Origin of the sequence: Streptococcus sp. HCA-5024, from assembly GCF_037890265.1 — a bacterium.
Taxonomy (GTDB): domain Bacteria; phylum Bacillota; class Bacilli; order Lactobacillales; family Streptococcaceae; genus Streptococcus; species Streptococcus lingualis.
In genome coordinates, this window is sequence record NZ_JBBKBR010000002.1 from 396,999 (window position 1) to 410,229 (window position 13,231).

Sequence of the window (13,231 nt, forward strand, 5' to 3'; positions counted from 1 at the left end):
CACATTTATTGTTTTTTTAAGCTGATCCTGTTACAATGATAGTACTCGGAAAAGACTGGGCTTCCAGCCTTTTTCATTTCACTTTAGAAAGGTCTTTTATGAAACGCAAATCGATTTTGTTTCTCTATTTACTCTTGCTAGCGATCGGCCTAGCCTATGAGACCCAGTCACTGACAGAAGGCTGGATGTCTGGTAGTCAGTATGGGATTGTGGGACTTTCTACCCTGATCCTTTTGGTCTATGCGCTTCCTGCTGTCTGGGCCCTCTTTCATTTTGCTAAGAAGTGGAAGTTGTCTTGGGTACCGGTTCTCTTTTCTCTATTAGGTGGGGGCTTTGTTGCCGGTTGGTTGTCTAGCTTTGCCAATACCTATTTCCATGACATGATTCAAGCGATCGCTCCAAATAGCGACTTTTGGAACCAGTACGAGAGTGCCATTGCTGCGCCTCTCTTTGAGGAACCCTTTAAGTTGATTCCGATCTTCTTTGTCCTCTATTTGTTCAGTGTTCGTCGCATCAAGTCGATCTTCCTCTTGGCGATTGCCTCTGGTCTTGGTTTCCAGATCGTGGAGGATTTTGCCTATATCCGTCAGGATCTGCCGGAAGGTTTCTCTTACACGGTGTCAGGGATTCTCGGCCGTGTGGCCAATGCACCCATGTCTCACTGGGTTTACACAGTCCTTGTCATGCTGGGGCTCTTCCTAATTGTCCAAGCAAGCAGAGGACGCAAGGATCTACGTCTAGCAGGCTGGGGATATTTAGTAGCTGGGTTTGGACTCCATTTTGTTGGCAATTCACCCTTCTCACAAATCGTGACCGAGTTGCCGATTGCGATTCCAGTCTTGAATGCTACTGGGCTCTTCCTAATCTACCAAGCTTATCAAACCGTCGAGCGATTAGAACAAGGAAAATAAAAAAATAATGCGTATGTTTGCACACATACGCATTTTTGTTATTTTCCAAGACAGAACTGGCTGAAGAGTTGGGTAATGAGCTCATCTGGAGCAGCATCCCCTGTGATTTCTCCGAGGATTTCCCAAGTTCGGGTGAGATCGACTTGGAGCAGGTCGACCGGCATACCGAGGGCCAAGCCTTCGTTGACCGCTTGCAGACTTTCAACAGCTTTCTCGATGAGAGAGATGTGGCGGGCATTTGAGAGATAAGTAGCATCTTGCTCGACCAGTCCAGCATTCTCGAAGAAGAGGGCGTTAATCCGGTCTTCGATCTGGTTGATATTTTGGTTTTTCAGGACAGAAATTTTGATATGATCGGCAGGAATCTCGTCCAACTCGATTTGCTGCGGGAGATCGACCTTATTGAGGAGAATGATGCGGTTACTATCTTGAGAGATTTCAAGGAGTTGGCGATCTTGATCGGTCAAGGGCTCGCTAGCATTGAGAACCAGAAGAACCAGATCAGCTTCCTTGAGGGCTTTTTTCGACCGTTCGACACCGATCTGCTCAACGATGTCTTCGGTTTCCCGGATACCAGCTGTATCGACTAGTTTGAGGGGAACCCCATTGATGTTGACGTATTCCTCGATAACGTCACGGGTGGTTCCTTCGATATCGGTCACGATGGCTTTTTCTTCACGAAGAAGATTATTGAGGAGGCTGGACTTGCCGACGTTTGGACGACCGATGATAGCAGTAGAAATCCCTTCACGCAAGATCTTACCGCGACGGGCAGTCTTGAGGAGGTTGGTCAAGAGGGCTTCAAATTCACTGGTCTTTTCACGGATGATCTCAGTGGTTGCTTCTTCAACATCATCGTACTCAGGATAGTCGATATTGACTTCGACCTGAGCCAGAGTATTGAGGATCTCTTGGCGGGTGTTGTTGATGAGGTCAGACAGGGAACCATCTAGTTGCTTAACGGCGATGTTCATAGCCTTGTCGGTCTTGGCGCGAATGATGTCCATGACGGCTTCGGCCTGTGTTAAATCGACCCGACCGTTCAGAAAGGCCCGCTTGGTAAACTCACCAGGTTCTGCCAGACGAGCGCCTTCACGGATCACCAATTGCAGGATTTCATTGGTCACAGCAATCCCGCCGTGGGTATTGATCTCGATGATGTCTTCACGGGTGAAGGTCTTCGGCGAGCGCATGGCTCCAACCATGACTTCGTCGAGAATCTCGTTCTTATCTGGATCTACGATATGGCCGTAGTTGAGCGTGTGGCTAGCCACGCTGCTTAAATCTTTTCCCTTAAAGATCTTTTGCGCGATGGCAAAACTGTCTGTCCCACTTAAGCGGACGATCCCGATCGCCCCCTCACCAAGAGGTGTCGAGATGGCAGCAATGGTATCAAATTCTTTAGTAATCATGTCATTTCTCTTTTCCTGTATATTCATCTCTATTCTATCGTAAAGTCAGCAGACGGGCAAGGTTTTGCTTTTAGAACTAAAAGCTGGAAAGGTTTTCAATTAATTAGTGAAATCTCTTTCAGAATATGCTATACTGTAAGAGAATATAAAAGGAGGTCTATGATGGTAAACCTAAAAGAACAGGTAGGAATTAAAGCGGCTGAGTTTGTCAAAGACGGCATGATTGTCGGTCTCGGTACAGGGTCAACTGCTTATTATTTTGTGGCTGAATTGGGTCGTCGCATCAAAGAAGAAGGCTTGGAGATCACAGCTGTCACAACGTCGAGTGTGACCTATGATCAGGCTGAAAGTTTAGGCATTCCGCTCAAGGCTATCGACGATGTTGAAGTGGTCGATGTAACAGTGGATGGCGCAGATGAAGTGGATCCTCAATTGAACGGGATCAAAGGTGGCGGTGGTGCTCTCCTCATGGAAAAGATCGTCGCAACCAATTCAAAAGATTGCATTTGGATCGTGGATGAATCCAAACAAGTCGCAACTCTTGGGGCTTTCAAACTTCCAGTGGAAGTAGTGCAATACGGGGCTGAAAATCTCTTCCGTCACTTTGAGCAAAAAGGTTACCATCCTGCTTTCCGTCTCGCGGATGATCAACGATTCGTCACTGACCAAGGCAACTTCATCATTGACTTGGATCTCAATGTGATCGAGGATGCAGAAGCTCTAGCCAATGAACTGGATCACACCGTCGGGGTTGTCGAGCACGGTTTATTCTTGAACATGATTTCAAAAGTGATTGTAGGGACACCAGATGGCCCTGTCATCATCGAAAAATAGAGAGTGGGACAGAAATCGGTAATTCGTTAGAATTCGATTTCGTCGTCCCACCTCCGCACAGTTGAGTAGGGCTGTAAAAGCTGATGAAATCAGCGTAGTAGAGCCCACTCAACCACTGCGTCTTGCTCGACAATCCAAAAATAATTGAGAGGCTAGGACTTTTGTCCCAGCCTCGGATCTATCAACGGCTCTCTTCTTATAGGGATATGGTATAATATAGCTAGTTTAATAAAGGAAAGAGGCAGTATATGTCAAAATTTAAACGCATGCACTTAGTTGTGCTGGATTCAGTTGGGATCGGTGCTGCACCAGATGCCAATAACTTTGTCAATGCAGGAGTTCCAGATGGAGCATCTGATACATTGGGCCACATCTCTAAAACCGTCGGTTTGAATGTACCAAACATGGCCAAAATCGGTCTTGGAAATATTCCTCGTGAAGTACCATTGAAGACTGTGCCAGCTGAAAGTAACCCAACTGGTTATGCGACAAAATTGCAAGAAGTCTCTCTTGGGAAAGACACCATGACAGGTCACTGGGAAATCATGGGTCTTAATATTACAGAACCTTTTGATACTTTCTGGAATGGTTTCCCTGAAGAAATTTTGACTAAAATTGAAGAATTCTCAGGACGTAAGGTCATCCGCGAAGCTAACAAACCATATTCTGGTACAGCGGTCATCGATGACTTTGGACCACGTCAAATGGAGACGGGTGAGTTGATCATTTATACATCAGCAGACCCTGTCCTTCAAATCGCAGCTCACGAAGACATCATTCCTTTGGATGAACTATACCGTATCTGTGAATACGCTCGTTCCATCACTTTGGAACGTCCAGCTCTTCTAGGACGTATCATTGCCCGCCCTTATGTTGGGGAACCAGGTAACTTCACACGGACAGCTAACCGTCGTGACTTGGCTGTTTCACCATTTGCGCCAACTGTTTTGGACAAGTTGAACGAAGCAGGTATTGATACCTATGCAGTTGGTAAGATCAACGATATCTTCAACGGTGCTGGTATCAACCACGATATGGGCCACAACAAATCAAATAGCCATGGTATGGATACCTTGATTAAGACCATGGGACTTCCTGAGTTCCAAGAAGGCTTCTCATTTACCAACTTGGTAGACTTTGATGCTCTTTATGGTCACCGCCGCAATGCTCACGGCTACCGCGATTGCTTGCACGAATTTGATGAACGCTTGCCAGAAATCATTGCAGCTATGCGTGAAGATGACCTCTTGATGATCACTGCAGACCACGGGAATGACCCAACCTACGCTGGTACAGACCATACTCGTGAATACATCCCATTCTTGGCTTATAGCCCATCCTTCAAGGGCAATGGTGTGATTCCAGTTGGACATTTCTCTGATATTTCTGCAACGATTGCAGAGAACTTTGGTGTTGAAAAAGCCATGATCGGTGAAAGCTTCTTAGACAAATTGAACTAAGATGACACGCTTCGCTCTCCTCGTAAGAGGGATCAATGTTGGCGGGAAAAACAAGGTCGTGATGGCAGAACTTCGAGAGGAGCTTCAAACGATCGGGCTGGATGGGGTAGAGACCTACATCAATAGTGGCAATATCTTCTTTGAATCAGCAGGTTCTAAAGAAGAATTGGTAGATTTGCTGGGACATTTCTTTCGTGATCACTATCCCTTTATCCAGTCTTTTTCTCTCTTTTCAGCTGAGGACTATGCGCGAGATCTCGCTGCTCTACCAGCCTGGTGGCAGGAGAATCTGGCCCGCAAGGATGTTCTCTTTTACACAGAAGGCCTCAATCAGGATGCTGTCTGGGAGTTGGTCTCCTCTTTTTCGCTCGGTGATGAAATCATCCATCGTGGAAGACTTGGGATCTACTGGGGCAAATACTCAGAAGAGACCTATACAAAGACCGCTTACCACAAACAAGTCCTCAAGATGCCGGATTACCGTCTGTTGACCATTCGCAATGCCAATACATTTGACAAAATTGGCCAATTTTTAAGGAAATCATAAAGGAGATATGCAATGACATTATTAGCAAAAATCAATGAAACAGCTGCTTTTTTGAAAGGCAAAGGAATGGAAGCACCTGAGTTTGGCTTGATCCTTGGATCAGGTCTTGGAGAACTGGCTGAAGAAATCGAAAATCCAGTCGTAGTAGACTACTCTGAAATTCCAAACTGGGGTCGTTCAACGGTTGTCGGCCATGCGGGTAAATTGGTTTATGGTGATCTTGCTGGACGCAAGGTTTTGGCCCTTCAAGGACGTTTCCACTTCTACGAAGGAAACCCACTAGAAGTAGTGACTTTCCCAGTTCGTGTCATGAAAGTTTTGGGATGTGAAGGGGTTCTTGTCACCAACGCTGCCGGTGGTATCGGCTTTGGTCCTGGTACTTTGATGGCCATCACAGACCACATCAATATGACTGGTCAAAACCCATTGATCGGTGAAAACTTGGATGACTTTGGTCCACGTTTCCCAGATATGTCAAAAGCCTACACTCCAGAATATCGTGAGACTGCTCATAAAGTAGCAGACAAATTGGGTATCAAATTGGATGATGGGGTTTATATCGGTGTGACTGGTCCAACTTATGAAACTCCAGCTGAAATCCGTGCGTTTAAGACACTTGGCGCAGATGCTGTCGGAATGTCAACCGTTCCGGAAGTCATCATTGCAGCACACTCTGGTTTGAAGGTTCTTGGTATTTCATGTATTACCAACTTTGCGGCTGGTTTCCAAGAAGAGCTCAACCACGAAGAAGTGGTAGAAGTGACAGAGCGCGTCAAAGGCGACTTCAAAGGATTGCTGAAAGCGATTCTTGCTGAACTCTAATCCAATGAAAGTACGACTCCAAAGTCTGCCCTACGGACTGAGGTTACTTCTAGCTACTTTATCCTTGGGAATAGGAACAGGTCTGGTCGGAATTGCCTGTCATTATCTACTAGAAGGAGTGCAGGGACTGGCCTTTGGCCAAGCTAGTTCCGATTTACTCCATCAATTCCAAGAAGCTGGAGGTCTCCGTAGATTTCTGGTCTTGTGTGTGACTGGGTGCTTGGCAGCTGGCTTCTGGTATCTCCTGCAAAGGCGTTATCAGATCCTGTCTATTCGCCAGCAAATGGACTTACCTGGAGACAGGGAACCAGCGCCCTTAGCCCACCTCCTTCATGCAGGGATGCAGGTGGCAATTGTTGGAGCAGGCGCATCGGTCGGAAAAGAAGGAGCCCCACGTGAGGTCGGGGCTCTTCTAGCTGGTCGCTTGGCGAAGGGATTCTCACTAGCTCTCAAAGAGCGAAAAGTCTTGATTGCCTGTGGTGCTGGAGCTGGTTTAGCTGCGGTCTATCAGGTCCCCTTTGCCAGTAGCTTGTTCGTCTTTGAGACCTTAGGACTCGCCTACAGTTGGCAGAATTTTCTACTGGTTTTGACCAGTACTTATCTGGCCACCTGGGTTGCTCAGTCCATCGTTGGTCAGGAGGCTGTTTATCACCTGTCCGCAGTCTCATGGTCGTCTAGCAGCTTCTTACAGGCTATTGTGATTGCTTTCTTGGTCACTCCCTTGGCTCTGGTCTTTGCTTTCCTTGCCAAGCGGGCTAGTCACAAAAGGCGGAAGGATGGGACGATTCTTTGGGCTCTTCCTCTAGCCTTTCTAGTGCTGGGGAGCCTAGTAGCCTTTTTCCCTATCTTTATGGGAAACGGCCAGGTACTAGCACAAGCCCTCTTGTCTAGTCAGCCGATTCCTTATCTTCCACTGACTCTTGCAGTGAAGGGGCTTATAGTTTACCTCCTCTTGCGCAATGGTGCCTATGGGGGTACCTTGACACCATCATTTGCCCTTGGGATTGGTTCTGGCTACCTAGTGACCTTGCTTTTGAAAGTCCTTGGGATTCATCTGGATCCTGCTCTAGGGATGTTACTAGGAGCGACCGTCTTTTTAGGGACGACCCTAGAAGCTCCTCTGACAGCCATTGCCCTGAGCCTTGGATTTACAGGCCAAACTTGGAATTTGACTATTCCGCTTGTACTTGCGGCTGGTCTGTCATACGTGATTCGAAAGAGATGGGAGAAGAAATGATGAAGGTACATTTTGTACTGCATGAAACCTTTGAAGTGCCGGGCGCTTATCTAAAATGGGCACAGGAGCGTGGTCATCAAGTGACCACGACTAAAGTCTATGAGAATGAAATCTTACCAGAGTCAGTGGATGAGATTGACTTTTTGATCGTCATGGGAGGACCTCAATCGCCAGATGAAGATCGAGAAGCTTTTCCATACTACGATCCTCAGGCAGAGATCGAGCTAATTCAAAAGGCCATGAAGGCTGATCGTTATATTGTTGGGGTCTGTCTTGGTGCCCAGCTCCTGTCTGTTGCCTATGGTGCAAAGTATGAACACAGTCCTGAGCGCGAAATTGGGGTTTATCCTGTGACCTTGACGCCTGAAGGACTGACAGATCCACATGTCGGTGAGTTTGGAAAAACTCTTGAAACTGGTCACTGGCATGGTGATATGCCCGGATTGACAGAAGATGCTGTTGTTCTTGCGACCAGTCAAGGGTGTCCACGTCAGATGATTCGCTTCAGTCCGAAACACTATGCCTTCCAAGCCCACTTGGAATTTGATCCAGAAGCAGTCGATCTCTTGATTGCTGCTGACGGTGAAGATGTTTTGGAAGAACAAAGTCAAAAATTGACCTTTGTTCAAAAACCTGAAGCCATTCGTGCTTACGATTATCGAGAAATGAATGCCAAACTCTACGCATTTTTGGATTCATTAACAAAATAAATTAAAAAGAAAGGTAGAGCATGTGTTCTGATTTGAACACGAGCGGAAAGCTCTCCTAATTACTCAATAAAAAAAGAAAGGATGGGTTTACCGTATTCGCTGAACTGAATACGGGCGGAGAACTGTGTAAAAAAGATAAACTGTCTAGCATCTGCGATGCGTCGTCAGTTTCCTATTTTTACTTTGCCTCTTTAACGCCTATTCTAAAAAATAAAAAAGAAAGGTAGAGCATGTGTTCTGATTTGAACACGAGCGGAAAGCTCGGAAAATAGATAATCTGACTGAGAAATCAGGATTTCTCGTCAGATTCCTAATTTTCAGTCGCTTTCTGGTCGCTCTTTGTATCATAAACTATGTCTATCCATATTGCTGCTAAGCAGGGTGAAATTGCTGATAAAATTCTTCTTCCTGGGGATCCTCTTCGTGCGAAATTTATTGCTGAGAATTTCCTTGAAGACGCTGTTTGCTTCAACGAGGTCCGTAACATGTTTGGTTACACGGGTACTTATAAAGGTCATCGTGTTTCTGTCATGGGGACTGGAATGGGGATGCCATCAATCTCCATCTATGCGCGTGAGTTGATTGTCGACTACGGCGTGAAGAAATTGATCCGTGTGGGAACGGCTGGTTCTTTGAATGAGGATGTGCATGTTCGTGAATTGGTCTTGGCACAAGCTGCTGCAACCAACTCAAATATCATCCGCAACGACTGGCCTCAATACGATTTCCCACAAATCGCTAGCTTTGATCTTTTAGACAAGGCTTACCACATTGCCAAAGACCTTGGTATGACGACCCACGTCGGCAATGTCTTGTCATCAGATGTCTTCTATTCAAACTATGGTGAAAAGAACATCGAGCTTGGTAAATGGGGTGTCAAAGCTGTAGAAATGGAAGCAGCAGCCCTTTACTATCTTGCTGCTCAACACCATGTGGATGCCCTTGCTATCATGACGATTTCAGATAGTTTGGTCAATCCAGATGAGGACACAACTGCTGAAGAACGTCAAAATACTTTCACAGACATGATGAAAGTTGGTCTTGAGACCTTGATTGCAGACTAATGGCAAAATTCCTTCATGATGAATGGCTCTACGATCTCCAAAATTATCACTACAGTCGGGCTCTGCGCTCTATCAAGCAGCAGGAAGAAGTACCGGATTTGTTGGTGAGCTTACTACAGTTAATGGCGGAGCGTCGAGAGCTTAATATCCAACCCGTCATGAATCAAAAGTTGAGAACCGAGTTGCTAGAAGCTACTGGTTTTCAACTTTTTTGGCATGAAGATCCAGAAGATGAGCAGTTGGCCAACTACCTCTATGACCTCGAAGCGAAGCTGCGAAATGAGCAGATTATTGACTTTGTTCGTGCCGTCAGCCCAGCCATCTATCGGATCTTTATGAGATTGATTCAGTTGAAAATTCCTGATATTACAAACTATATTCATAACTCCAAAGAGTCCAGTTATGACCGTTGGAAGTTTGAGAGCCTGCATGCGTCCGACAATCCTATCCTGCAGCAATTCCACAGCGAAAGTGTGGTCAATTCGTCCAGTTTGACGGAGTTGATTGTGCAGTTGGATTTGCCAGATAGCGTCAAAGTTGCGGCCCAACAATTGCGGGAGTTAGAAAAATCAGTTCGCAATCCCTTGGCCCACTTGATCAAGCCCTTTGATGAAGAAGAGCTCCATCGGACGACGGGTTTCTCTTCTCAGGATTTTATGAAGAATTTGGTTGACCTTGCAAGCTACACAGGCATTCATTACGATCAAGTTAACTTTTATTTTGATCAGGCCAATGCTGTGATGGAAGAGCTACTAAAGGAGAAGTAGATGGATAAGATTGCTCAACTACAGGAGATGATTGATCAGAGTCATCGGATCGTGTTTTTCGGTGGGGCAGGAGTTTCCACGGAGTCAAATATTCCGGATTTTCGAAGCTCAGACGGTGTCTATAGCGTTCAGGTAGGACGGCATTTGACAGCCGAGCAATTGGTCTCCCATACCATGTTTGAGCGCTATCCAGAGGACTTTTTCGACTTCTATAAGAAATACCTACTCTACCCAGATGCCAAGCCCAATGCTGCCCATCGCTATCTCGCGTGGCTTGAAGAGACTGGTAAGTTCAAGGCGGTGGTGACACAAAATATCGATAGTCTCCACGAAATGGCTGGTTCTAAAAAAGTCTTGAAGCTCCACGGCAGTGCCGACCGCAATTACTGTACGGGTTGCCAGCGATTTTATGATTTGGAGGCCTTTCTAGCTTTGGAAGGCCCGGTTCCACACTGTCTGGACTGTGGCAAGGTTGTCAAGCCGGATGTGACCCTCTACGAGGAGTCCCTTGATATGGACGTCTTTAGCCAAGCAGCCCAAGCCATCCAAGAGGCTGATCTCCTGATTATCGGCGGTACCTCCCTTGTGGTCTACCCAGCAGCCAGCTTGATCCAGTATTTCCAAGGGAAGAAGCTGGTTGTCATCAATAAAACCAGTATCCCACAAGACAAGCAAGCAGACCTAGTTATTGAAGGAAAAATTGGCCAAGTATTTTCACAATTAAGACAATAAAAGAACACCTGAGAGAAGTGGAAATCCACTTGTTTCAGGTGTTTTTATGTCTCCCTTTTGACTAGCGCTATAAGAATGTATCTGATTATGATATAATGAAATAGATTTTCTTAAGGAGGTGAGTATGAAGAAGTTGAGGATGAAGAGAAAATTTGTATTTCTTGCTTTAGTGAGTCTGTTTATTGGCTACATCGGTCTTCGGTATTATATTAAGCCAGATTGGTTTGATTCAGAGTATACTTATCATAAGGTCTATCAATACAAAGTTAGTAAAATAAAACCACAGAAAAAGATTATCAAAGATATTAACATCGAAATTATCCATGATAAAAATGAGCAAAGGCCTACAGATGGAAAATGGAAAGAGACCATACGAACAGATATTGATAGATATCGTAATGACCCAATATTACATGTGACTTTTACTGATAACAGTAAGGCGGATATTCCCTTAAAAACAGATTCAATTGGTCCGTCATTTAGTTGGAAAAATTTGGATGATGAATTATATAAAAAATTATCGTCTCGTTTCCCGTTAGTAGAACCCATTGATGTTGTTCAATATCATTCTTTAGAATCTGTTCTAATGCTCTATCAGGGAGATACCTTATTTCAAATTCCAGAGAAACAAACAGTGATTCAATTCCAGGTGAAAAATCCAAATAATGGTAAGCTCCAAACTTACTATCAATATGGTTCAGAACCTAAATTTAATTATTTTCGACCAGTATTCTTTTTACAAAACAAAGCACACTTATATAATGAAAAACCAGAATTTTTTAATGCTTATAACCAATCTAGTAAAAAAAATTATTGGGATAGAGATTTCGAATTTAGACATGCTAATTTATCAATTTCGCAAGGGTATCGTTACTATCGTTTATTTTATTCCGATCGATTAAGCAATCAGCCGGTTGGAATTAGCCCTACGGGACATACATTTAAAACAACGATTACAGATACCTATATTTTACCAAATGAAGATCAGGATAGCGAGGGTGAAAAAGTTACTTCAAAATCGAAAACTTACACTGATCAAACTGAATACACGTATGAAATTCTTGACAGAAAAAAACCAAAAATCATAGTAGAATAATACAAGCTGGAGTTTAGTTTATTTCAATTCTAGAGTGAAACACTTCAACATTTTTATGGATTATATTTATATTAGGACAATAGGTTAGATTGTTCGGGTTTCTTCCTTATATTATAATGTATTAAATTTTCCTAGGAGGCGTGCATGAAGAAGTTAAAAAAGAAATTGCCACTTGTTTTAGTAGCTTTAGGATTATTCTTCTTTGGACTTTATCAATATTTGAAAAATTATGTTGATCCTGGTTTATTTGATAAGGACTATCAATATACCAGAGTTTATAACTACAAAGCAGAGAAGATCGAGCCCAAAAAAGCAAAAGTAAAAGAGATCAATCTTGAATTTATTTATTATGAAAAATCAGTGGTTCCTCAAGGGTTAACTTGGTCGGAAGAAACTCGGTCTGATCTTGGCCTTTTTAATGGTGGGGATGTCATTTTACATGCCACGTTAGAAGATGGTTCAAAAATTAGAATTCCCCTAGAAAAGACGATTCGAATGGGTCCAACCTTCAGTCGTAAATTACTATATGATAAAAAATTAGAACAAGAAATGCTCCGAAGATTTCCAAATGTGATCACAGAGAAAAATAGTGGTTTCAAAATTGCCTTTTTAGCTGGAATGATGTATGTAGGGGATACTCTCTATCAAGTTCCAGAAATAGAAGCTGTTACGCGTTTTGACCTAAAGAATCCAAAAAATGGAAAGTTGCAAACTTATTATGAATATGGAAATTTGCCGGAGAAAACCAATACACCTGTGTTTTTAAAAACTAAAAAAGATGTGAATCAAGCAGACATGCAATCTTTTTATGATGATTACCATAACAGTTGGAAGGGTTACTGGGACAGGGGAGCCGATACCATTTCTAAAGAATTGTCAAATACCTATCAATATAAATTTTATTACGATACTTGGTATTATTCAGATTCTTTATCTAACCTTCCCATTAATATAAATCCTACAGGATCGAAATTTAAATTAACAGTTACCCGTACACAACTGATAAAGCGTGATCAAAATGATCGGATGAAAGTACAGACTACACAAAAGATCTATACAGAAAACAATAAAGAGGAGTATGAAAAAGAAGTCCTCAACGAACTGAGAAATTATTATGATGATAGTGAAAGAGCAAGAAAAAAAATATTTCGTAAGTAAGAAACAAGAGGTTTCAATCTTGTTACTAGAGTCCATCTTTAGGAGGTGAAGAAGTTGGAAATTAAGAAGAAACATATCTACCTGGCTTTATTTGGTGTATTCATCGGTTATATTGCCCTACGTTATTATTTAAAACCTGAGTTATTTGAGCCAGGAGCGATTTATTATGATGTGTACAATTACAAAACCAGTAAAATTAAGCCACAGAAAAAGATTATCAAAGACATCAATTTCGAATTTATTCATGATGACATAGAAATGAAACCATCTAATGGACAATGGAAAGAATCTATCCGAACAGACATAGATGAATATGGTAGTCACAGAATAATACATGTGACCTTTACTGATAAAAGTAAAGCGGACATTCTTTTGATGTAGGATCAATTGGTCCTGCATTTAGCGAGAGAATTTTAGATAATGAACTTCTTACGAAACTATCTAACCGTTTTCCAAATCTAAAAAAGGTAGAACACAGGTA

At 43.3% G+C, this 13,231-nt stretch carries 14 protein-coding genes; 13 read left to right on the plus strand and 1 reads right to left on the minus strand.

The genetic code is table 11. From position 1 onward, the window contains the following. Window positions 1-98: 98 nt before the first annotated feature. Window positions 99-911 (plus strand): PrsW family glutamic-type intramembrane protease, encoded by an 813-nt coding sequence (locus tag WKT08_RS05565; protein WP_340280637.1) that lies wholly within the window; start codon window positions 99-101, stop codon window positions 909-911. 38 nt (window positions 912-949) lie between these two features. Here WKT08_RS05565 and mnmE read toward each other — a convergent pair whose 3' ends face one another. Then, window positions 950-2,323 (minus strand): tRNA uridine-5-carboxymethylaminomethyl(34) synthesis GTPase MnmE, encoded by a 1,374-nt coding sequence (gene mnmE / locus WKT08_RS05570; RefSeq protein WP_340280639.1) that lies wholly within the window; start codon window positions 2,321-2,323, stop codon window positions 950-952. 162 nt (window positions 2,324-2,485) lie between these two features. On the opposite strand from mnmE, the gene rpiA reads away from it, so the two are divergent. The 12 genes from rpiA (at window position 2,486) to WKT08_RS05630 (ending at window position 13,131) form a co-directional block, all read left to right on the plus strand. Then, window positions 2,486-3,157 (plus strand): ribose-5-phosphate isomerase RpiA, encoded by a 672-nt coding sequence (rpiA, locus tag WKT08_RS05575; RefSeq protein WP_045759368.1) that lies wholly within the window; start codon window positions 2,486-2,488, stop codon window positions 3,155-3,157. 248 nt (window positions 3,158-3,405) lie between these two features. Beyond that, on the plus strand, window positions 3,406-4,617 hold the full coding sequence (locus WKT08_RS05580; RefSeq protein WP_003003757.1) for a phosphopentomutase: 1,212 nt from the start codon (window positions 3,406-3,408) through the stop codon (window positions 4,615-4,617). 1 nt (window position 4,618) lies between these two features. After that, window positions 4,619-5,164, plus strand: a complete 546-nt coding sequence (locus tag WKT08_RS05585) for a DUF1697 domain-containing protein (RefSeq protein ID WP_049491156.1) — start codon at window positions 4,619-4,621, stop codon at window positions 5,162-5,164. 12 nt (window positions 5,165-5,176) lie between these two features. Then, entirely contained in the window at window positions 5,177-5,986 is an 810-nt protein-coding gene (locus WKT08_RS05590) for a purine-nucleoside phosphorylase (protein ID WP_003007090.1), read from the plus strand. Window positions 5,987-5,990: 4 nt separating this feature from the next. Next, window positions 5,991-7,223 carry a chloride channel protein gene (locus WKT08_RS05595; protein ID WP_340280644.1) on the plus strand — a complete coding sequence of 411 codons (1,233 nt, stop codon included), beginning with the start codon at window positions 5,991-5,993 and terminating at the stop codon, window positions 7,221-7,223. Further along, the gene (locus WKT08_RS05600) at window positions 7,220-7,933 is read left to right on the plus strand and encodes a type 1 glutamine amidotransferase (RefSeq protein WP_195423130.1); all 714 of its coding nucleotides are present in this window, start codon (window positions 7,220-7,222) and stop codon (window positions 7,931-7,933) included. Before WKT08_RS05595 ends, WKT08_RS05600 begins: the two co-directional genes overlap by 4 nt. A 353-nt stretch (window positions 7,934-8,286) precedes the next feature. Beyond that, window positions 8,287-8,997 (plus strand): purine-nucleoside phosphorylase, encoded by a 711-nt coding sequence (gene deoD, locus WKT08_RS05605; RefSeq protein WP_003007097.1) that lies wholly within the window; start codon window positions 8,287-8,289, stop codon window positions 8,995-8,997. Further along, window positions 8,997-9,764 (plus strand): hypothetical protein, encoded by a 768-nt coding sequence (locus WKT08_RS05610; RefSeq protein WP_340280648.1) that lies wholly within the window; start codon window positions 8,997-8,999, stop codon window positions 9,762-9,764. The genes deoD and WKT08_RS05610 overlap by 1 nt, the downstream gene beginning before the upstream one ends. Continuing rightward, window positions 9,765-10,496: an NAD-dependent protein deacylase gene (locus tag WKT08_RS05615; RefSeq protein ID WP_340280650.1), complete on the plus strand. Its 732-nt coding sequence runs from the start codon at window positions 9,765-9,767 to the stop codon at window positions 10,494-10,496. 124 nt (window positions 10,497-10,620) lie between these two features. Further along, window positions 10,621-11,592, plus strand: coding sequence for a hypothetical protein (locus WKT08_RS05620; protein ID WP_049485769.1), 972 nt, complete (start codon window positions 10,621-10,623; stop codon window positions 11,590-11,592). Between the two features lie 144 nt (window positions 11,593-11,736). Then, the gene (locus WKT08_RS05625; RefSeq protein WP_340280654.1) at window positions 11,737-12,750 is read left to right on the plus strand and encodes a hypothetical protein; all 1,014 of its coding nucleotides are present in this window, start codon (window positions 11,737-11,739) and stop codon (window positions 12,748-12,750) included. 54 nt (window positions 12,751-12,804) lie between these two features. Next, window positions 12,805-13,131, plus strand: a complete 327-nt coding sequence (locus WKT08_RS05630; RefSeq protein ID WP_340280656.1) for a hypothetical protein — start codon at window positions 12,805-12,807, stop codon at window positions 13,129-13,131. The last annotated feature ends 100 nt before the right edge of the window (window positions 13,132-13,231 follow it).